Genomic DNA, 21,856 nt, shown 5'->3' with positions numbered 1-21,856 from the left:
GCTGCCCAGTGTGGTGTCATTGGTTAGAACGTAAATCGTGCGCCGAACTGGCCCACGCGTCCACCCAGGTTACCGTAGTTAATGATTTTGCCGTAATTCTGGTCGTTCATGTTCGTGACCGGACCCGCCAGGTTATGGCGATTGAATACGTTGAAGAACTCCAGGCGGAGAGCGAGTTTGTAACGTTCGCCCATGGAGATTGCCTTGTGCAAGCCGAGATCTTCCGTCGCCATCCCGGGATTACGTACCTGGGAGAGGTAGTTGCCGGCCGTGCCCATCTGACCGTACGTGGGATTCTGGAAACAATCCGTGTTCAACCACATCTTGTTGAGCGCGGGGCTTCCGTTCGTGAATTTGCAGCCAGGAACCAGGTTCACGTAGACAGAGTTGAAGCCAGGATACGAGTTCGAAGAGTGGAGTTGGATCGGAGTTCCCGTGTTGTAGTGGAAATCTCCGTTCAGGCTCCATCCACCGATAATCGCGTCCGCCACTGAGTTGGCGCCGGAGAACAGCATCTTGCCCTTACCGAATGGAAGATCGTAGATGACATAACCCTTTACGATATGGGTCATGTCGAATCCCGAGATCCCCTTAGCTTCGGTGGCGAGATCGTAGATGTTCTGGACGTTGCCCGCCCACCACGGTTCTCCCATGTCGCTATCAACATCACCATGTGTGCGTGACCAGTTGTAGCTGCCCATCAGCGAGAGCCCATGTCCGGCGCGCTTTGTAACCGTGAACTGCAAGCTCTTGTAATCGGCATTGCCCAAGGGCGATCCGACCGAGAAGAGCGGGCCGTATCCAACGGCGGCCTGCGGGTAGGGCGTGATGCACTGCCATCCCGGACCACCGCCCGCAAACGGAACATTTGCTAAGTTGGCCGGGCATGCATTGCCGTTGTTGATATAGGCCTGCAGGTTGGCCAGCGTGGGCTGGTTGGTTGCCAGGAACCCGCTATGCAGGTGATAGCTGTGGCTCTGAATCCAGTTGACATCAATTTTCGTATCGCGCGCCAGTTCTCGCTGCACGCCGATGTTCCACTGCTGTGTGTTGCCCAGAATGAGAGAGCGTGGATCGATGCTGACCGTGCCCCACTGAGTGTAATCGGGAGTCTGAACCTGCGACAGCACTGGCTGGAATCCGTTATCCCAGTTGAAGTTCGACTGCGCAGCGTGCTGGTAGTAGCCAGGGTTGCCCGTCTGCTGATACGGTACGCCGCCCCACTGGTTCATGTTCAAGGGGACGAAGAACACGGAGAAGTTGCCGCGAATGACAGTCTTATCGTTCAAACGGTAAGCCGCGCCAACATGCGGTGCGAAGTTGAACCATTCCTGCCGTTTCTCGAACGATTGGCTGCCGCTCGTCAGGTACTCATACTGGCCCATCGAGCCCGTGACCGTGTTTACATCCCCGGTCACGAAGCTGGACCAGTGGCCGTACTTTTCCTTGAACGGGTTGTTGTAATCCCAACGTAAGCCGAGATTCACGGTCAGGCGATCGTTGACTTTGAAATCATCGGTCGCATACAGCGCGAACGACTTGCGGCGGCCGTACTCGGGATCCACAGGCATCTCCGTGGCCAAGTAAACATCGCCGAGCAGGAAACTCGCGAACGCATTACCGACCGTGTTCCAGCCGTAATTCCACCATGCCCCGGCCGTCGAGGTCGGGTCAAAAGTGATGTTGTTAAAGATGTTGTTATCCGGGTGCTCATTCATCTGCATTGCGCGGAACTCGGCGCCGAATTTCATATTGTGGCGGCCCTTGTTCCAATCAACCTCGTCGCTGTAAATGAACGTGTTGCCCGCATAGAAATCATTGAACTGGCTACCGAGATTCGAGAACGCCCACCCGTTCTGATAGTTGCCCCAGTTGGTGTACATACCGCTGCTGAACACGATGAGCGGGAAATTGCCGGCGCCGTTCAGGAGGCCGAGTTTGCTATCCCATCCTCCCGCCTGTGAAACAGCACTGCTGGGATTGCGGAACCGGTTGAAGGTCGCATGGAAGACGTTCAGGACGTGCGGCGAAAAGGTATACGAGTCGCTAATCCGGAACGACGGCGCAGTGGTGTTGTGCCAGTAAGAGTTCGCCATCGGCCCACCATACGGAGCGGTGGCGGACCATACTCCGCCCTGGTCGGCGTTAATGCGTGGATAGTTGTCGTAATAGAAGGAGCTGTTGATATGGTGCCGGTCGCTGGCGTTGAAGTCGATCTTAACGCTGGTTTGCGTATTGTGGAACCAGGGATCGGGATTATATGCCTGGCCGGCATTATTCGCAGGGTTGCTGGATTCCGGTTGATAGTACTGATGATAGAGCTGCAGTATCTGGGCACTTGTCGTGCTGATCATGCTCGTCGGAATCATGTTGCCGACAAACACGCAGCCAGTCGAGGGATTGAATATCCCGCCCAGGTAGACAGTGTTTCCGCAAGAGTCCGTTCCGAGCGGCTGGTTGGTCGAAAGCATCGGGCTCAAATTGGCATAAGACGCGACCGAACCGTCGGGGTTCAAACCCATCATGGCATCGGTCGGCACCGTGCGGGTGTTGGCGCCCAGCGACCACATGGACTGCATATAGCGCTCGAAAGCCGCGAAGAAGAACAGCTTGTCTTTGATAATTGGTCCGCCGATTCCGCCACCCCAATCGGATAAGGAATCGCTCTTGCGAAGGTATGCCGCCGCATTGGCAGGATCGTTTTGAGCACTGAGGTGGTTCTGCGCACTTAATGCATCGAGAGCAGTCGAATGCATGAACCCAAACAGTGATCCGTGAAAATTGTTAGTACCGGATTTCATTTCGTAGCGGAAAACACCACCACCGCTGCGTCCCGCGTCTCCGCTGATTCCGGCGCTGTCAACCTCGAACTCCTGCACGGCTTCCATTGGCGGCTGCGACTCGCTGATGTAGCCGCCCAACTGCGAGACAGCGGAACTGCCGTCGATCATCACTTCCTTGGTCAGGGCAATACCGCCATTGATATGCGAGCTGTAGTCGCTCCCTTCCACGCCCGGAACAAACTGGAACATGAAGTTGGAAAGGTTGCGGCTCCCCTGCACATTGATCGGCAACTGGCTGATTGCGTTGTTGGTGAGGTTGGTAGAAATTACCGCGTCTTCGGACTGCAACATCGGTGCTGCAGCCGTCACCTCAACGGTTTCGCCTGTGGTCCCCACCTGCAGCGCAACATCGATTGTCGCAACCTGGCTCACCAGAAGTGTCAGCCCGTTGCGCTCCAGGTTCTTGAATCCGTCTTTCGAAAACACGATGCTGTAGTTGCCGATAGGAAGGTTGGAAACTCGATAGATTCCGTCGCTGTTGGTCGTCGTGGTGGTGACATCGTTCGTGCCGACGTTCGTTACGCGAACCTGCACGCCCGGGACCACTGCCTGCGTGGCGTCCTTCACTGTGCCTGTGATAGTCGCGCGGTCCGATTGCGCGAACGCAACCGTCGCCAGGAGCAAAACCAATCCTGTTAATAGAATTTTTGTCTTCATGCTCACATCCTTCGCCCGCCGATTCCCGCTGGACCGTGAATGGGAGTACGGACCTCGCTGCGGCTGAAGCAGGGCTTCTTTGAACTTTTTGCGTACTGCCGGTGCCCCTCAGAAACCTGTGGAACAGGAATTACTTGTGCCCGTAAACCCGAACATAGTCGACGAGCATCGACTGCGGAAATTGAGTGGTTGCGTCCGGAGAGCCGGGTAAATTGCCCCCGACCGCCAGGTTAAGAATGATGGAGAACGGATGATCGAAAACCCACTTCTCACCAGCCGGTAGATCAGCCGGAGTGCGGGTTTCATATAAATGATCATCCACGTAGAAACGAATGGCCGCCGGCTCCCACTCAACCGCAAACACGTGGAAGTCGTCGGAAAAATCCTGCTGGCTGGGAAGCGTGTACTTGGCGCCGATCCCCTTGTCTCCGGAATAACCCGGGCCATGAATGGTGCCGAGCGCAACCGACATGCGGGAGCCGACGTTTTCCATGATGTCGATCTCGCCGCACTTCGGCCAGCCGGCCGTTCCAACGTCATTGCCCAGGAGCCAGAATGCCGGCCACATTCCCTGGCCGTGCGGCAACTTGATGCGGGCCTCGAATCGTCCGTACTTCTGGGAGAACTTGCCTTCGGTCTTAATTCTTGCCGAGGTGTAGGAGCGCGAGACTCCATCCGCGCCCGTGTAATTTTCCTTGGTTGCGGTTATTACGAGATTGCCATTTTGTACGTGAATGTTTTGGGGACGGTTGGTGTATGCCTGAAGTTCGTTGTTGGACCAGTGGCCGCCGACTTCAACCGACCACTTCGATGCATCTGGAAGCGAATTGTTCGGTCCGGAAAACTCGTCGCTCCAGGTCAGCTTCCACTGGCTGTCTTTCGCTGCCGCGGTCTCCGGTGTTGCGGCACATGCGAAAAGCGCTGAACCAATGACGATGAGGAGAAGCAAAGAGACAGAACCGCAAAACGGAACGCACCGCGAGTCTTTCGCGGCCCCGTTTTCGAAACCGGGACTTTGAGTCCGGAAAAAACGTTGCAGTCGCATCGTGGGCTCGTGTTATGCTGTATCGGTTTAGTGGCTTACTAAATCGGTACAGTCAACGGCATTAAATCTGCTCCTGAGACTCGCGATTGTCAATAGATTTCTTGCAGTGGATTTAGTTAAGACCCTCTAAGGCGAGCGTGCTAAGTTGAGCGTCGTAGGATGAAGAACGGTTCCAGAACAAAAGACGGCGGCTCGGTGAACGTCCCGGTAAGTTTAAAGACGATCGCCCAGCATCTTGGATTATCCAAGGCCACGATCTCCGCCGTTATCAACGACGCGCCCCCGGCCCGAACCATTCCGCAGGAAACCAAGGACCGGATATTCAAAGCCGTAGAAGAACTCAATTACCACCCAAACTACATGGCTCGCTCGTTGCGCCAGAAGCGCTCGTTCACCGTGGGTGTCCTGGTGCCGGAGGTCAGCGAAGGTTACAACGCATCCGTCATCGCGGGAATTGAAGATCAACTCGCGCAGTCCGGCTATCTTTACTACGTCGCAAGCCACCGCAACCGCCCTGAACTGATCGAGAAGTACCCGCGCCTGCTCGTGGAACGCGCAGTCGAAGGTTTCATTTTCGTCAACACTCCGCTGCCAGTTGGTGTCCACGTGCCGATCGTGACGGTTGGCGGCGAACGCAAAGGCCCGAATATCTGCAACATTCTGCTGGATCATGAGAAGGGGTGCCGCCTCGCGATGGAACATCTCGCGGCCCTCGGGCACAAAGACGTCGCGCTCTTCAAGGGACACCCGCGTAGCGCGGACACGGATTTGCGCTGGAAGTCCATCTGCGACGCCGCGGCAGATCTCGGTATCCCTATCCGTGACGAGTTGTGGATTCAACTCCGGGGAGTAGCGGGCCTTCCGGAAGCCTCAACCTCGGAAGAGGGCTACGTTTATGCGCAGCGTCTTCTCGACCGGAAGCAGCACTTCACTGCCCTGTTCGCCTTCAACGACATGTCGGCCATCGGTGCCGCAAGCGCATTTCGCGATGCCGGCCTCAAACTCCCGGAGGACGTCTCTCTGATCGGCTTCGACGACATTCCTTCCGCTTCATTCCAGAACCCGCGCCTCACAACGGTGCGCCAGCCCCTGCATGAAATGGGCGTACTTGCCGCGAGCACGCTGCTGGAACGAATCGCTAATCCTGGCACCGGTCCTCAGCAGATACTCGTGGAACCGGAACTCGTGGTTCGGGAATCTACCTGTGCAGTTAAGCATACACAACCCGCTTCCAGGCGAGCACGCCGGGCCGTCGTAGCCGGATAATCATGGCCGCAACTGCAGTTGACATTTCACGGGGCCCCCGATATCGCAGCGCTCTGTTCCTGCTGCATGTCGGATTTCTGCTCACAGGAATCGTCAATGCCCTGCTGGGCCCGCTTCTCCCCATATTGCAATCGCGCTTTCACGCAAACGATTCGGAGCTCGGTGCCTTATTCGCCGCCCAATTTGCCGGCGCGTCACTCGGCGGCCTCGTGTCGCAGTGGCGTCCACGACTCAGCATCGTTGGCGGCTTCGTACTGATTGCCGGTGGCTTGCTCGCTCTGGCAGTTTCCGGTTGGGGAGTTGTTGCTCTTGCCGTCTTCGCATTCGGCTTCGGGTTGGGCGCGGCAATTCCCGCGACAAACATGACCGTCGCTTATGCAGCGAAGGATGGCCGCGCCGCTTCCCTGAACGTCTTGAACCTGATCTGGGGAGCAGGCGCGGCCGGAAGCGCACTCATCGTAGCCGCGCTCATGCGCTGGCTGCATTTCTCGGGAATGCTTTTTGTCATTTCGATCGCAGCGGCTGCTGTCGCCCTCGCACTGCTTATCGTCCGAGTTCCCGCGACGTTTCCGGCAAAACGGGATGATAGAGACTCTACGGGCGCAGGAAAGCTTCTGCTTTATTGCTTTCTCCTTTTCTTATATATAGGGGTGGAAGGGTGCGTCGGCGGCTGGGCCGGAAAGTATGCTGCTACTCTTTCCAGCAAGCACTTCTACGTAACAATATCGCTGGTTTCTTTCTGGGCAGCGTTACTCACTGGCAGAGCCATCGCCGCCGTCCTGTTGCGACATACGGGGGAAGCGGTTTTGTTCCGCGCATCGCTCCTCACCACCGCTGCCGGCCTTGCCGTCTTCTTCATTGCGCACAGCGGTGCAATCGTGGTTGTTGCCGCGCTCATCGCCGGACTCGGTCTCGCTCCACTATTCGCGTTGTTGCTCTCGCTCATGTCGCGCTATGCCGAAGCGGCGTCGGTAAACATTCCCGGCTGGCTCTTCTCTCTCGGCAGCATGGGCGGCGGTGCCTTGCCCTGGCTCTTCGGCGCGACCGCAACCGCCTCCGGCTCTCTCCGCGTGGCACTGATCGTCCCTTCAGTCGGAACCCTTCTGCTGACGTTCTTTGTCCTGCGCGAAACTGCCACGAAAAGAACGATCGTACCTCAGGTTCAAGTCACGGATCGCAACTGAACTTGCGAAATACTGCCCAACCAGATCAATTATTATTGCAAGCGTTTCGAACTGTTATCCGCTCAGTGGGCACCGGCATACTTCTTCCGAATCTTCACGGTCCGGTCCAACTCGTCCACCGCCTGCAATATCTTTAGCCGAGTGTCGGGCTCGATCTGCGCCGTGTCGAGATAGTGGTGCACAATCTCGTCGGAATTCGCGCTCTGCTGCCCACCGATGAACGCATCCAGCCACGCGACGAGAAAGAAGATTTTTCGATCGCGTTTCACCTGCGGCAATGCCTGCAATGCCGGCTCGAGATACGGCTGGGTCACGGCCGACTGGTTCCAATAATTGAACGCCCCCAGCGAGGTCTGCACCCAGTCTTCCGGACGTTCGGGGTTGTCTAAATAATCGTCAAAATATCTCTTCTTCGTCGCTGCGTCGGGACGCGCGGCTCCAGCCATGTAGGCGTACTTCTGGCCGTCGGTTGTGTGATCAAGCTGTTTCTCGAGCGCCAGGATCTTATCGGCATCGGGATCGTCGAGCGCGACCAGCGTCGTGACCATGTTCCAGCGATCCAGCGGCCGCAGGGTAATACCGGGGATGAGCGCTGATCCGTTGAGCAACGCCTTTAGTCTCTCCCGCGACTCCGCACTTTCCGTCAGAGCCCGGAAGCCGCGGAACCAGACGATACGCAGGTTGCGGTCTGCTTCCTGCTGCATGTGCGTGGCGGCGATCTGGTCCAGCGGAGGCGTCAGGAGATGCCGGTCTGCCTCCGACACGTACCGGTGCAGCGCCCCGGCGGTTCGCCCGACAGTCTGCGCCAGGATCATTTCATCTTTTTCCTTAGGTAGCAGCCGGGTGGCGAGCTCGATATAGCGTCGCGGATCGAGGTCTGCCACCTGCACCGACTCCCACAGCGATCCCCACAAGAGCGCGCGCTCGAAGGGATCAGACATCTGTCCCAGGTGCGCCATCACATATTCCTTGCTCTTTTCGTCGAGCAGGAAGCGCCCGTAGGCGTAATCATTTTCGTTGGCGAATACCCACGCGGGACAGGGTCGCTGGCCGTCCGCAAAGGGCCGCTCAATTTTCGCGGCCGCCTTCTCGATTTCCAGACCCGTGGTCCACTCAGAACCGTCTGGATAATGAAGCCCGGCTTCGATGGCAATCGGCCACACGACTCCCTCGTTCAGGACATCGTGCTGCGTTACCGTGAGGCTTTGCACCCTGCCGTCTCTGCAAGACCAGGCAACATCGACTTCAGGCATGCCGCGCTTTCGGATCCATGTATCGGCCCAGTTCCCCAGCAATCGGCCGGAAGCCTGCTCGAAAGCGTGGACCAGGTCGCTCCACTCGGCATTGGAATAAGCGTGTTCTTTCAGATACGCCCGCAAACCATCCCGGAAGTGCTCGTCGCCGAGCACGTACCAGAGCTGTTTCAGAACGCCGGGAGCCTTCGAATAGACAATCGCTCCATAGGCGGACTTCGCGACATTCAGGTTGCCGATATCCTGGTAGATCGGCGTCGTCCCGAGCGTCTGATCGATGCCGTATGCTCCCGGCTTGATCGTCTCGTAGAAACGCTTCCAGACGGTGTCCTCCGGCCGCAGGGACGACAATGCGCGATACGCCATGAATTGCGCAAACCCTTCTTTCAGCCACAGGTCGTCGAACCAGCGCATTGTCACCAGGTCGCCAAACCACTGGTGCGTCAGCTCATGCAGCGTCAAAATGTCCCGGCCCAAGATGTCGGAATGTGTCGTCGCGGTGCGGAACAACACCGACTCCTCGCGCAAAAACGTTGCTCCCGCGTGCTCCATTCCGCCGTATGCCATGCCAGGGATGAGCACGAGGTCGTACTTTGGAAATGGAAACGGCTGCGCGAAATAGTCGGAGAGAAACTTGATCCCCTTTGCCGTGATCTCCTGCAACTCGGGGACTTCCTGCTGGGCTCGCGCCAACTCGGATTTCCGGAAATAAACCGTTGGTTCGCCCGCGTGCTCGATCTTCCGAAACGGCCCGGCGGCAAAGGCGACAAGATAGGTTGGCAGCGGCAGCGTTTCGCCGAAGTGAAACGCTGTCAGTGGAGGACCGACAGCAGGAACGGGCGCTACGCCCCTCGCTCTATCTACGCTCTGGACAGCGGTGTTCGATATCACAGTCCACTGGGGCGCCACAGAAATATTGAGCTGGAACCTTCCCTTGATGTCTGGCTGGTCAAAACATGGAAAGGCCATGCTCGCGTCCATCGGTACGAACAGCGTGTACACGTACTCGGAGCCGTCGTCTTTGTCTTCGTACTGGATGATCGGCTTGCCCGCCGGTCCCGCGTGCGACGTAAACTCGATTTCTACAGTGTTCTGGCCCGCATGCACTGACACGGTGGGAAGAACAATATGCCCGTTATCAACCTTCGAGTCGCGCCTCTGACCATTAATCACAACGTTCTTCACTACACCGTCGCGATAATCGAGTAGCGTTTCGCCCGGCTGCTTCAGCGTGAACGTAATCTCGACAGATCCCGGAACGTCGGTGGCGTGTGGCGCGAGAGATAAAGAGAGCTTGTAATGCACGTCGCTGACGTTGGCAGCGCGCTCGCGGGCGAGCTGACGCGGAATGCCCTCGGGGACTTGCGCGAGGGCGGCGGAAGCGAAGAGGAGGAATACCAGCAGGTAGCGAATCATCGACAGAAGCATTAAACATCTTCATCCCCCGTGGACGCAAAAGCGAAGAGGCACGCCACGGGCGCGCACGAGTCCTTGCGGTTCGGCTGGCGGAGTGTCTTCTCGGAACTGTGTCCTACCGGCTCAGAACTCGAACTCCGCAACCAGTTGAATGTTCCGAGGGCTGCCGTTGCCGAAATATGGGTTGAACGAGTCCGGCGTGCTGGTCAAACGGAATCCCGAACCGTAAGTCGTCGACGGGTTGGCAAAGTTCGGGTGGTTCCATATGTTGAAAAATTCGGCTCGCAGCCGCAACCACCAGTCACCATGCAGTTGCTGGGACTTGACGAACGACATATCGAAGTCGTTCAGCCCCGGTCCGCTGAAAGCGTTTCGCCCCAGATTGCCGTAAGTTCCAGGCACCGGCTGCGCGAAGGCTGCCGGATTCAGATAGGGCCCCAGGGGATCGAACGGCACGTGAGGATTGCCGACCAGATTCGGGCGGTCGCGAAATTCGCCGGTCCCGGAATTATCGAAAGGCAGAGTGATGTTGATCGGACCGCCGGTCTGCAGCGTCGTAATGCCGTTCAGTTGCCAGTTGGACGTGAGAGCGTGCAGCCAGCCGGGAACACCTGTCGGCGACGGTACGCGCCAGGCATAAGAAACCGTAAAGCGATGGCGAATGTCGAAATCCGAGCGTCCATAGTCCATGCGCAGGTTGCGGCTGTCCTGTGGCGGCCCGCCGTGGAATCCGCCAGCACCGGACGCATCATCCAGCGATTTGGAGAACGTATAGCTGGCACGAAATGTTACGTTGGCTGCCGAGCGCTGGGCGGAGACTTGCAGACTGTTGTAGTTCGACTGCGCGATGTCCGAAAGCGTGTTGATCACCCGAAACTCGGAAAACGAAGCCGCAAACGGCCGGCGAGACTGTTCACTGACCGGATCGGAACTGCCGGGGGTTGACTGATTGATGTCGATGACCACGGGCAAATTCGTCCCCCGCGTGCCGTAATATGCGATGCGGAAAGATTGCGCTCCAAGTCGCTGTTCCAACGCGAGATTAAAATCCTGGTAGCGGGGATCGGGAAGATGGGTGCTCACAGCGAAAACATCGAATGGCGGCTGTGGAGTTGCCGGCCCAAATATCTGAATACCACTGCCAAACGGCACGGGCGCCGGCGGCGTAATCGTGAAGATTGCACTGGAACCGATAGGATTGAATATCGGCCCGGCAAGAATAGAATTTGAGTTACCGCTGTTGTCCATCAATTCGTCAAACGAATGAGGGTTGAAATACATTCCCCAACCGCCGCTCAGGGTGCGAGAGCCGCCTAATCCGAGCGAAAACGCGGCTCGGGGCGCGAAGTCGCCGTAGTTCGGCTGATATTCGTGCGCAAGTCCAGGAGAGCCGACCAACAGCAACCCTGAGCCGGGAACGAAATTACTCAGCCTGCCCTGCTTCTCCCTGGGCACCGAGAACTGATCGTAGTGAAGTCCAAGAGTGACCTTCAGTGCCGGCCGAAGCTGCCAGCCGTCTTCGATGTATGCGGCCCACCGATGCTCGCGCACATAGCGCTGCGAGTCGCCACGCGCGATGGTAGTTACGCCGGGAGCAGGGAGGCCAGCAAGCAGGTCAACCAGACTGGCAATGGCGAAGTCGCTCGTGAGTTGGTCTCCGAGTTGCGAGCCATCGAACACCAGGCGTCCGCGCATGCCGGTGTCGGTGAACGCATTCTCCTGGAGCAATGTGAAGTCGCCGCCGAACTTCCATTGGTGCGTGCCGCGATTCCAGGAGATACCATCTGAGAAGTCGTAGACGTTGCTGGCGCGACCTCGCGGCAGCGAGAGCGGAGCGCCAATATTTTCGTATTCGCCGGGCGCAATATCGATTTCCGGCAAGCCGAAATCGCGGGTCGAGCTAACCCCAGTGTTCAGGCCGATCGTTGTTGCGTCGAAGCTCTCGTCTCCAGGAAATGTTGTCTCGTAGTAACGCGAGTAACCGACCCGGGCAGAGTTGAGCAACTGAGGTGACAGCGCTCGTTGCCACCCGGCAGCAAACAACTGCACCACTGTGTGCGATTGCGAAGCGTAAGCCGGAAGCCGCGATCCTCCACCCAACCCGAAATGCCCCTGGGGAAAACTCTGGCGGTTCGCGCCGACAGCGTATGTCCCCGAGATATTGTTATCAGCGCTCTTGCCATGATCCAGTTTCAGTGTGAGCGTGTTGCCGTCGCTACGCCCGAGATCAGAAAAGCTGAGCTGGCCCTCGCCGAGCGAAGATGGATAGAGCGCGAGAATGGGCGCGGCCAGGGCGTTCACCGAACGGCCACTTCCCTCGACGAGCGATGTTGCTGTGGCAATTTCGCCCTGCGTGGGGAATCGAGATGCAAACGTCACGCCGACGCGCTCGTGCTGCCCTTCATAGGAACTGAAGAAATGGTTGTGAAACGGCAGGGGGCCGCCAACGGTGAATCCGAACTGGTTGTTCCGAAATTCGGGACGCGGGCGTCCAAAGGCATTGTTGTAGAAATTGTTCGCGGCTAACTTGTCGTTATCGAAGAACTCGAACATCGACCCGTGCAGTTGCGGCCCACCGGCCTTAATCGTCGTCAGCACCGCGGCTCCTGATGGGCCATACTCAGCGCCGGTGTTGGTTCGCACTTCAATTTCCTGGATGGCATCGAGCGGCAGCAGAACTGCTGGGGCACCAAACGCGCCACCCTGCCCGATGGCCTCCGCATTACGAAACGGGTCGAGATTATTCGTACCGCTTACTATGTAGGTGTTGTACTGCGCACGGCTGCCGTTAATAGGAAACGATCCAAATGTTCCCCCGGTTGCGCCGGCCCCAGGGGTCAGTGTCTCGAGACTGCCGGATGCCTGCCCGCGTACTGGCAACGTGCGCACTTGCTCTTCCACGCCGAAGCCCTTAATCTCAGTCACCGCATTTTTAAGCGCGCGCCGCGAGTCCAGCGTGATCTGCAGCTGCTTGGTCTCCGCGGGCCGCAGCGAAATGCCCGCAGCTTCAATGTTGACGTACCCAGTGTGCGTAACGCGTAACCGATAGTCGCTCGCAGGTGCAAGATCGACGAATTCGAAGTGCCCAAGCTGATCGCTCACCGCGGTTGCCTTCACCTCGGCGCGATTCCCGACATAGAGCAGCACCCGGGCACCGTCGACTGTACGGCCGCGCGTATCTGATACCTTGCCGCGCAGAGTGCCGGTCGCCTGTCCGAGTGCGTGAATTGTGATAAAGATGGATACAAAAAATGCAACCGCGCGAATTTGAGCAACCCCACGAAACGACATCGGCATGAACGCAGTGTCAACTTAGCGGAATGGGTTCGTCAAAGGGTTTTTGCCCTCTTCTGATCTGAGTCTCTCGTTGGTGACTGGACATCAACAGCAGGTCACTCCTCCGCTGGGATATCGAAATTGACGAGGTCCTTCTTAAACCCTCTGGTCCGATAGGCACCATACAACATTCCGACAACGACCCAACTGGCTCCAACGATCTTTGCGGCGTTCGACAGGTTCAGCCAAATGAAGAAGCAGATGACGAATCCGAGCACGGGAGGAGCAACCTGCGACATCGTCCACTGGCGCCCTCGCATGCAGTAGTGGACGAACGACGAAAGGTTTACTCCCATGAAGGCAATGAACGCGCCAAAATTCAGTAGTTGGGCTCCGATCTCGTAGGCGCCGCCGCCGAGTCTAGTCGAAAGAGCTTCCAGCGCGATGGCTCCAAGCAACGCGAATGCACCGACGGCGAGAACGTTGTTGCGTGGGATGCGTCGTTTTGGTTCGATGACTCCGAAAAACTTCTTCGGTAGCGCGTCGCCACGACCCATGCCATAGAGCAACCGGGCGGCTGCCAATTGCGAGCCCATTCCGGAACCAATATTTGCGATCAGGAGAATGAAATTGATGGTTTGAAATAACCATCGGCCACCCGCCACGCCGGAGATCGTCGCAAACGCAGATTCAACTGTGTCCGAAGGAAACAGTTTCGATCCCCACACAAGTTGTGCCCCATAGACTTCAATTCCGGAGAGTATCCCCGTAATCAGGCAAACCAGCACGGTGGCGTACAGGATGTTGCGTTCGGGATTTTCAGCTTCTTCCGAAAGCGTTGAGATTCCGTCAAAGCCAATGTAGGTCAGCACCGCGACGGACGTCGCACGAAATAGGCCACCCTGATTGAAGGTCTCCGGATTATAAAACGGGTGAGTAAAGAACCCTGGAGCGCGGCCCGGCATGGCTATGACGTATTTCACGACCGCGCCTATAAAGACGACCACGACCGCAACCATCACGGCGCACAACCATTCGTTCAGACGGGCCGAAGTCTTGATTCCGAACAGGTTGAAAGCGGAAAAAAGAATCGCGAAGAATATTGCCCACAAATAAAACGATATTCCCGGGACAATATTCATCGCCGCTTTAGCGCAAAACGCCACGCAGATGAGGGGATTGAGCACGTAATCCATCACCATGCTCCATCCGGTCAGATATCCCATTGCAGGCGAGACTTCCTGTCCGACATATGTATATGCGGAACCGGCGCTGGGATAAATGCGCGCCATCCTTCCGTAGCTGATAGCCGTGAACAACATGGCGACCATGGCGATGAGGATCGCCGAAACAACGTGGCCGTGGCCTTTGTTGCTGACCACGCCATATATTCCCATCGGAGCGGTGGGCTGGATGATGATGATTCCAATGATGATCAGGTTCCACAGCTTCAGGGTGCGGCGTAATCTGGCAGGCGATGTGGTGGTACCGGCGGACATAGGAGAGATGTCCTCTCGATAACATTCTTATTGCAGTTCGACTGCTCAGAGTAAAGACGCGCCCGCAGCGTGGAAAACAGCAGTTGTCCAAACCGACGTCAACCGTTGCCCGTAATCATCAGTGAAATCTTGCGGTGCGTCCAGTGCAATCAACTAGCTTCGTCGCACACAGCAGTATCGTTCATGAGCCATGGCGTAACGCCTGCAAAATACCTGAAAGGAGCATGGCAGGAGTCGGCGGACAACCCGGAATGTAGGCGTCTACGGGAATAACCTTCTCAACGCCGCCGACCACCGAATCGCTGCCGGCAAAGATACCTCCGGTGCAACCGCACGCGCCGACAGCAACGACCAGTTTGGGCGAGGGCGTCGCCTCGTACGTTTGCCGGACGGCTTCGGACATGTTCTTCGTAACGGGTCCCGTTACCAACAGCAGGTCCGCGTGTTTCGGGGAAGCGACGAAATGGATCCCGAAGCGCTCCAAGTCGTAGTAGGGATTCGTGAGTGCGATGATTTCGCCTTCGCAACCATTGCAGGAACCAGCATCTACTTCGCGGATATTCAGCGCCCGTCCGACAATGCTACGAATTTCGGCGGCAGCGGCGGTCAATACGGCTTCATCCGCAAGCAGTTCAACACCATCTTCGATGTTCCATGTTCGCACCAGGCCCTGCTTGGAAACCCCGCAACAGGTGAGTTTTTCCGCGGCACAAAGCGCCCCCTCACCGGCTTCAATACAGCGTCCGCAGCCAATACAGTCGCCATAGTTGAGGCTCAGCTTCCTATCTCTGTAGCTCAGTGCGGAGGTTGGACAGGCCGCGACCACGCGTTCTGCAATGGCGTTGGTCAGCATGGCCGCATGCACGTCCGGCAGACGGCTACCGCGGCAATCGCCCAGTAGATGTTCGACCGGAATCAACACGTTCGGACTCTGCAAACTGCGTTTCACAACGTCGAAAATCATCGGTCGCACCCGGAATAGGAAAGATTGAAGCTCTTATTGATCAGGGGAAAATCGGCAATGATGTTGCCGGGCATCGCCAGCGGCAAGGCGGGCCAGTTCTGGAAGGATGGCGATTTGATGTGGCAGCGCATTATGCTTCCATCGCGCACGCCGATCCAGTAGAGAAGCTCTCCCCTCGGCGATTCCACGGCAGAGAAGCCCTTTCCGCTCGCATCTGCCGGAAGCGCAGCCGCGAGCGTGCTCGACGGCAGTGTGGCCAGCGTGTCCTGTATCAGGCGCGCCGAAATGGCGGTCTCTTCAATGCGCATGCGCGCACGCGCCAGCACGTCGCCGTAATGGAACCGCGGCGCTTCGACTTGCACATCGCGATAGCGGCCATAGGGATGATCGCGGCGGACGTCCAGTTTCACGTTGCTGGCCCGCGCTATTAGACCCACCACTCCCAAGGCACGCGCATCTTCCTCCTTCAAGACACCGGTGGACTCGAAGCGGTTCTGCACCGAGGGCGTTTCGAGAATGATGCGCGCGAGTTCCGCGAAATCGCCCGCGGCGGTGGCAACGGTGCGGCGGAGTTCATGTGCGCCAGCGTCGGAAATATCGCAGCGAACCCCTCCCGGTATTGCGACTCCACGCCAGAAGCGGGTTCCCACTATCCGCACAGAACTCTGCAATAGCGATTCCTTGATCCGTGCGGTGTAGGCAGCGGGTACGGTGAAGCCTACATCACGGCAGAGCGCCCCCACGTCGGCGATGTGGGCCACCATACGTTCCAGTTCCAGGCCTACAAGACGAATGGCCTCGGCGCGGACAGGAACGCTAATACCGATCGCGTTCTCCACCGCTTGGCAATAGGCCACGGCATGCGAGAAACAATGATCGCCGGAAACCGACTCGGCGATGATCGGACCATTTCGCACCGAGGTGCCTTCGAACAGCTTCTCTGTTCCTTTATGCGTGTAGAAGTGGCGCAGTTCGAGATGCAGAACGGTATCGCCCACAACGCTGAAGCGGAAATGTCCCGGCTCGATGATTCCCGCGTGCACGGGTCCGACCGGCACTTCACAAACGCCTTCACCCTGGACTTGAAGGAATGGATAGTCCGCAGGATGAGCAAACAACGGCCGCAGATCGGGGTGGCCTTCGATCGCGATACCGTACTGCTCGTGCAATTCGCGCTCGTACCAGGCAGCCCCCGGCGTGATCGGCGTTGCCGAAGGTATCGAACCGTCGGCACGGCACGTGAGCACGCGGTACTCGCGGCTGTCTGACTCGATGATGTAATTTGCCCGGCGCGTGCCGTCGTCACCGATGCTGCCGAAGATCGAAACCAGGCGAGCGTTGTCGGTACGTAGCACCGTGAGAACTTCCTGAACAGTGACTTCCTTAGCGACTTGGGTAGCTGTCGGATTCATGGGTGCAAGACCGTCGTGGCGCTTTGGAGCAAATGCGTTAAGGCTGTGGGGATGCGGACGCCCAGCACCAGCAGGCAGCCTGCGCAAATACCCATGACACCGAAATCCGAGATCAACATTCGAGGGCCGGCAATACTTCTTTCCGCCTCGCCTGCCAGCATGCGCTGAAAGTGATAAAGCAGCGCTCCGAACACTATGGACAGTGCTACGAGAAGGATGATCGCGATCATAAAGCGCGCTTCCGCGAAAGCTTCCGTCAGTATCACGAATTCGCTGACGAACAACCCGAAGGGCGGCAAGCCGACAATGGCGATGCTGCCGATCACCAGAGCCGTACTGGTCCAGGGCAACGCGCGAGCCATGCCGCGGATACGATCCATCTGCAATGTGCCGAAGTTCTCGCGCACGCTGCCGGCGCTGAAGAATAAGAGTGTTTTGGCAATTGAGTGATTGAACGCGTGCAACAGCGCGCCATACAGACCCAGGGGGCCACCCAGTCCGACGCCGATCGCCACGATCCCCATGTGCTCGATGCTGCTGTAGGCCAGCAGACGCTTCAGGTTCCTCTGCACAACCATGAGTAACGCCGCAACCGTGACGGAAAGTCCGCCGAAGATCAGCAGCAGGGTACGGCTGAAACCGTGGCCCATGGCGAGCGAGGTGATGGCTTCGAAGCGCAGCAGGGCGTAAAGAGCGCAGTTCAGCAGTACGGCCGATAGTAGAGCGCTGATTGGCGAGGGCGCTTCCGCGTGCGCGTCGGGCAGCCAACTGTGCATCGGTACGAACCCGATCTTGGTTCCGTACCCGACGGCCACAAAGACAAAGGCGAGTTTCAGTACTTCCTGGACGCCACTAAATCCGGGAGCGGCGCTCATCAGCGTAGCCCAGTCCAGAGCCGATTCTGGATTTACACCGCTGCGTACCGCAGCCAGGTACAGCGCAATGGTTCCGAACAGTGCAAAAGCAATGCCGACCGTGCACAGGATCAGGTATTTCCAGCCGGCCTCCACCGCCCCTTCGGTGTTGTAGAAGCCGACCAGCAGCGCGGACGCCAATGTTGTGGCCTCGACGAAGATCCACATCATCCCCAGATTCGCGGAGAGGTACACAGCCATCATCGTGAACAGGAACAGGAACACCAGGCCATAAAACCAGCGAGGCGAAGAAAACCGTCCTTCTGGGATGTGGCGCAGATAACCGACCGAGTAGGCCAGCACCAGCGCGAAGATGAGGCCAAGATTTATCAGGAAGAAAGATGTCAGCCCGTCAGCGCGCAAGTAGTGACCCGCAGTGATCGTTCCTGCACGATGAGTCGCCCATACTGCATTACCGATGGCGATCAACTCCAAGCCTCCGAACACCATCGCCATCACATTTGCCACGACCGGCTTTCTGCACCAGAACATGACGCACGCGGCGACGATCGGAACCAGCAACGGGAAAATCAGTACCATCGCCTCAGCCTCTCAACTTACGCAGCTTGGAAACGTCCAAGTGCTCGAAAGTGTCGCGAATCCGAAACACGAACAGCCCCATGAGGAACACGCCCATCAGAAGGTCGAAGAAGATACCGATTTCGATCACCAGCGGCATGCCGAAGGTAGTGGTGAGCGCAGCCAGGAAGATGCCGTTCTCCAGCACCAGCAACCCAACCACCTGCATGACCGCCTTCCTGCGGCTGACCATGAGAAACGCGCCGGTGAGCACCAGGGCGACTGCGGCTGCAAGCATGTCCTCATCCAGGCGCAGTGCGCGCACGTACGGCGCAACCGCAAAGAATGAGAGCAGAATCAAGGCGCAGGCGATATATACCGACTGCGCTGGCGTGGTGGATGCTTGGACCTCTCGTACTGTCTTTAAGGCGTCCACGATACGGAAAAGCACATACGGAATGGCCACCACTTTTACGGCGAACACCAGGGCCGCCACCGCGTACGCCTCGGCGGAATGGTAGACCCATGCGGTGGCGAGAATTTGCGCCGTCATCACCGCGCATTGCGCACTGAACAGCACAATGCAAGTCGAAATCCGCTTGGCCGCCGCCATCAGCAGCACCGTTATGAACAGAAAGACGGCAGAGGATGCCAACGCCTTGGTCGCCGCCACTTCAAACAATCCCATACCTCACCTCATCACCGCCGTAAACACTACCGCGAGGATCGCCAGCGCCGTCGCGACCCCCAGGAAATCCGGAACCAGGTACATTCGCAGCTTCGCCACGCTGCTCTCGATTACCGCAATGCCGACAGCAAGAACAGCGACCTTCGCCAGCAGCGCGAACAATGCGATCGAAACTGACAAAACGGAAAAGGTCGTCGCCATCCCCCACGGCGCGAATAGCGCAATCAGCAGCGCCAGTACTACCGTTAGCTTGATGGCGCTGGCCCACTCGATAAGGGCGAGGCTCGGCCCGGAATATTCCAGCACCATGGCCTCGTGAATCATCGTGAGTTCAAGGTGAGTCGTCGGGTTATCAACGGGGATACGGCCTGTTTCTGCGATCGCGACCAGCGCTAATGCGGCAAATGCCAGCGCGTGAATGGCGGACACGCGGCTAAAGTCCTGCCCCAATGTCCAATGCACGATACCCGCAATGCTGGCCGTGTGCGCGGCAATCGCCACGGACAGCAACCCGAGCAGCAGCGGCGCCTCGGCAAGCGTGGAGACCAACGCCTCACGGCTGGCGCCCATGCCACCAAACGCACTGCCACCGTCCATGGCGCCAAGCATCAGGAAAAAACGTCCCAAGGCCAGCAGATACACCAGCAGAATGAAATCGCCGGTGACTCCGAGCAACGCCGAGTCCCGCAGTACCGGCACGAATGCCGCAGCCACGGCCGTCACCGCGAAGAGCACGATAGGTGCCAGGCGAAACACAGTGGAGGCTGAGGGCGGTACCAGATCCTCTTTGTGAAGCAGCTTCCACAAGTCGGCATATGGACGCCACACGCTGGCCCCGTGCCGGTTTTGGATTCGCGCCTTGATGCGCGCGATCACTCCGCGTATGAGCGGCGCCACAGCAATCAATAGCAGGACTTGAAATAAGTCGATCGCGGCTGTCATGCGAACCTCATGAAAACGAGCAGGGCCACCAGCGCCAGGAACATGTAAAGCAGGTAAACCTGGATGTTCCCCGTCTGCAGGCGTCGCAGCCGGTGCGACACGGAGACAATAGCGTCCACCCCGGGGCGATAGAGATATTTCTCAAACGACGTAGTTCTCACCGAGCGATACGAAACCGAATTCGGGAAGTACGGTTGGTCCGCCGGCAGCACTTCGATGCTCCGGTCGGGACGGTAGACTTGCGCGAACACTCGCCGCAGCGGCTTCGAAAACGACGTGGAAGTGTATTGCATGCGAGCATCCAGGCCCGGCATTCCGCACGCCCAGGTGGCGGTCACACGCGCAACGCGGCGCATCGCGACGAGAAGCAATACGATCCCGACTGCCCCGACTGCGACCCACGGCAGCACTCGCGCGATGGATGTGGCTTCCGCCGGTACGACAGCTCCGTGCATCACTCCTGTTACAGCGGCACTGAGTGGGCGCAGTACTATCCCAGGCACAACGCCGATTACTACGCAAGCCACGCCAAGTACCGCCATACCGATAAGCATTGGGATAGGAACTTCATGTGCTTGCTCGGCTTCAGCACTTCGCGGCCGTCCAAGAAAAGCCACGCCGTACACTTTCGCGAAACAGGCAGCGGCGAGCCCGCCGATCAGGGCCAGCACCCCGGTCATCAGCGGCAGAGTTATGGAGGCGCTTACGTTCGATAAAGCAGCACCCGCGAGAAATCCCCGGAAGGTCAACCACTCACTTACAAAGCCGTTGAATAACGGTAGTCCAACGATTGAGCAGCACGCGATAAGGAACAACGTGCCTGTTGTGCGCATACGCTTGAGCAGGCCGCCGAGTTCTTCGATATCGAGCGTGTGGGCTCCATCGGAAACGGCACCGGCTCCGAGAAAGAGAAGGCTCTTGAATAAAGCGTGATTGAGCGTGTGCAGCAGCGCGGCCATCAGCGCCAACGCGGCCCATGCTGGCGCATGATTCGCGGTAAACACCAGCGCCGAACCGAGTCCGAGATAGATGATCCCGATATTCTCAACACTGTGATACGCCAGCAGTCGTTTCAGATCATGCTCGGCGATCGCGTACAACACTCCCAGTACACCCGAAAGCGCACCGGCAGCCAGCACCAGATATCCCCACCAACTCGGTCCGCCACCGAGGAAATCGAAGGCAAAGCGGACGAACCCGTAAATGGCGGTCTTTAGCATTACGCCCGACATCAGCGCCGATACCGGACTGGGCGCGATTGGGTGGGCCTTGGGCAACCACACGTGCAACGGCACAATCCCGGCTTTGGTGCCGAACCCTATAAAGGCAAGGACGAACATGGCAGCGCGCACGCCGACCGGAAGATTGCCGGCACTGGCCCGCATGGACGCAAAGTCCAATCCCTCAGCATGCGGTAGGAACAGCAGAAAAGCGGCGACTACGGCCGCCGCACCTGCGTGCATCATCAGCAGGTACACATAAATGTTGTGGCGCCGCTTCTCCGAGTCGCCGTCCACCACGATCAGTCCCGCGGAAAACAGCGTCATCAGTTCCCAGCCGAACAAGAACGCGAAGGCCGTCGAGGCGGTAACCACCAGCACCATCGACAGCAGGAACAGGGGCAGCAGGATCCAGATCCAATTGCGCCGCATGCCCTCATAGTGGCGCTCGATATAGGAAGTCGAGAACAGCGCAGTTGCCACGCCCACAACGCAGATCAATAAGAGGAAAAAGGCGCTGAGCCGGTCGACGGTCAAGGTGAACGAAAACGGCGCCAGATACGATAAGTCGAGGCTGAGTCCGAATCCACCCCAGAAGCTCAGAGCAGCAACAACCGCGCCAACAAGCAGAGAAAGCACCAGCAGCGCCGAAGGAATTATGTGTGCTTTTTTCCAGAGACTGGCAACCAGAGTCACTGCTGGAATACAAAGCAAGACTGCCAAGAATAAATCGAAACCAATCTGCATCATCAGGAATT

The 21,856-nt window shown here is 57.9% G+C and carries 13 protein-coding genes; 2 read left to right on the top strand and 11 right to left on the bottom strand.

What is annotated here, in order from left to right; all coding sequences use genetic code 11:
- Positions 1–23 precede the first annotated feature (23 nt).
- A complete protein-coding gene (locus tag ROO76_05900) occupies positions 24–3,500 on the bottom strand; it encodes a carboxypeptidase regulatory-like domain-containing protein (GenBank protein MDT8067684.1) in 3,477 nt (1,158 codons plus the stop codon).
- A 130-nt stretch (positions 3,501–3,630) separates the two neighbouring features.
- Positions 3,631–4,545 carry a glycoside hydrolase family 16 protein gene (locus ROO76_05895; GenBank protein ID MDT8067683.1) on the bottom strand — a complete coding sequence of 305 codons (915 nt, stop codon included), beginning with the start codon at positions 4,543–4,545 and terminating at the stop codon, positions 3,631–3,633.
- A gap of 159 nt (positions 4,546–4,704) precedes the next feature.
- Between ROO76_05895 and ROO76_05890 the strand changes: the two genes are divergently transcribed.
- Both ROO76_05890 and ROO76_05885 read left to right on the top strand, forming a co-directional pair.
- Positions 4,705–5,811 carry a LacI family DNA-binding transcriptional regulator gene (locus ROO76_05890; protein MDT8067682.1) on the top strand — a complete coding sequence of 369 codons (1,107 nt, stop codon included), beginning with the start codon at positions 4,705–4,707 and terminating at the stop codon, positions 5,809–5,811.
- A gap of 2 nt (positions 5,812–5,813) precedes the next feature.
- Positions 5,814–6,995, top strand: coding sequence for a hypothetical protein (locus ROO76_05885; protein ID MDT8067681.1), 1,182 nt, complete (start codon positions 5,814–5,816; stop codon positions 6,993–6,995).
- Positions 6,996–7,057: 62 nt separating this feature from the next.
- Here the strand turns inward: ROO76_05885 and ROO76_05880 are convergent, their stop codons facing one another.
- From ROO76_05880 to ROO76_05840, 9 genes are all read right to left on the bottom strand, one after another.
- Positions 7,058–9,676, bottom strand: coding sequence for a M1 family aminopeptidase (locus ROO76_05880; protein ID MDT8067680.1), 2,619 nt, complete (start codon positions 9,674–9,676; stop codon positions 7,058–7,060).
- A gap of 111 nt (positions 9,677–9,787) precedes the next feature.
- Positions 9,788–12,961, bottom strand: coding sequence for a TonB-dependent receptor (locus tag ROO76_05875; GenBank protein ID MDT8067679.1), 3,174 nt, complete (start codon positions 12,959–12,961; stop codon positions 9,788–9,790).
- A gap of 95 nt (positions 12,962–13,056) precedes the next feature.
- Positions 13,057–14,439 carry an APC family permease gene (locus ROO76_05870; protein MDT8067678.1) on the bottom strand — a complete coding sequence of 461 codons (1,383 nt, stop codon included), beginning with the start codon at positions 14,437–14,439 and terminating at the stop codon, positions 13,057–13,059.
- 181 nt (positions 14,440–14,620) lie between these two features.
- A complete protein-coding gene (gene nuoB, locus ROO76_05865; protein ID MDT8067677.1) occupies positions 14,621–15,403 on the bottom strand; it encodes an NADH-quinone oxidoreductase subunit NuoB in 783 nt (260 codons plus the stop codon).
- Complete coding sequence (locus tag ROO76_05860; protein ID MDT8067676.1) at positions 15,400–16,815, bottom strand: NADH-quinone oxidoreductase subunit C; 1,416 nt, start codon at positions 16,813–16,815, stop codon at positions 15,400–15,402. The genes nuoB and ROO76_05860 overlap by 4 nt, the downstream gene beginning before the upstream one ends.
- Positions 16,812–18,269 carry a hydrogenase 4 subunit F gene (locus ROO76_05855; GenBank protein MDT8067675.1) on the bottom strand — a complete coding sequence of 486 codons (1,458 nt, stop codon included), beginning with the start codon at positions 18,267–18,269 and terminating at the stop codon, positions 16,812–16,814. Before ROO76_05855 ends, ROO76_05860 begins: the two co-directional genes overlap by 4 nt.
- Before the next feature lie 4 nt (positions 18,270–18,273).
- On the bottom strand, positions 18,274–18,936 hold the full coding sequence (locus ROO76_05850; protein MDT8067674.1) for a hydrogenase: 663 nt from the start codon (positions 18,934–18,936) through the stop codon (positions 18,274–18,276).
- Positions 18,937–18,939: 3 nt separating this feature from the next.
- Positions 18,940–19,878, bottom strand: coding sequence for an NADH-quinone oxidoreductase subunit H (locus tag ROO76_05845; GenBank protein MDT8067673.1), 939 nt, complete (start codon positions 19,876–19,878; stop codon positions 18,940–18,942).
- The gene (locus ROO76_05840; protein ID MDT8067672.1) at positions 19,875–21,794 is read right to left on the bottom strand and encodes a proton-conducting transporter membrane subunit; all 1,920 of its coding nucleotides are present in this window, start codon (positions 21,792–21,794) and stop codon (positions 19,875–19,877) included. The genes ROO76_05845 and ROO76_05840 overlap by 4 nt, the downstream gene beginning before the upstream one ends.
- Between the last annotated feature and the right edge of the window lie 62 nt (positions 21,795–21,856).

This window comes from Terriglobia bacterium (genome assembly GCA_032252755.1).
Classification (GTDB): domain Bacteria; phylum Acidobacteriota; class Terriglobia; order Terriglobales; family Acidobacteriaceae; genus JAVUPY01.
This window is presented reverse-complemented; position numbering and strand designations above follow the sequence as displayed.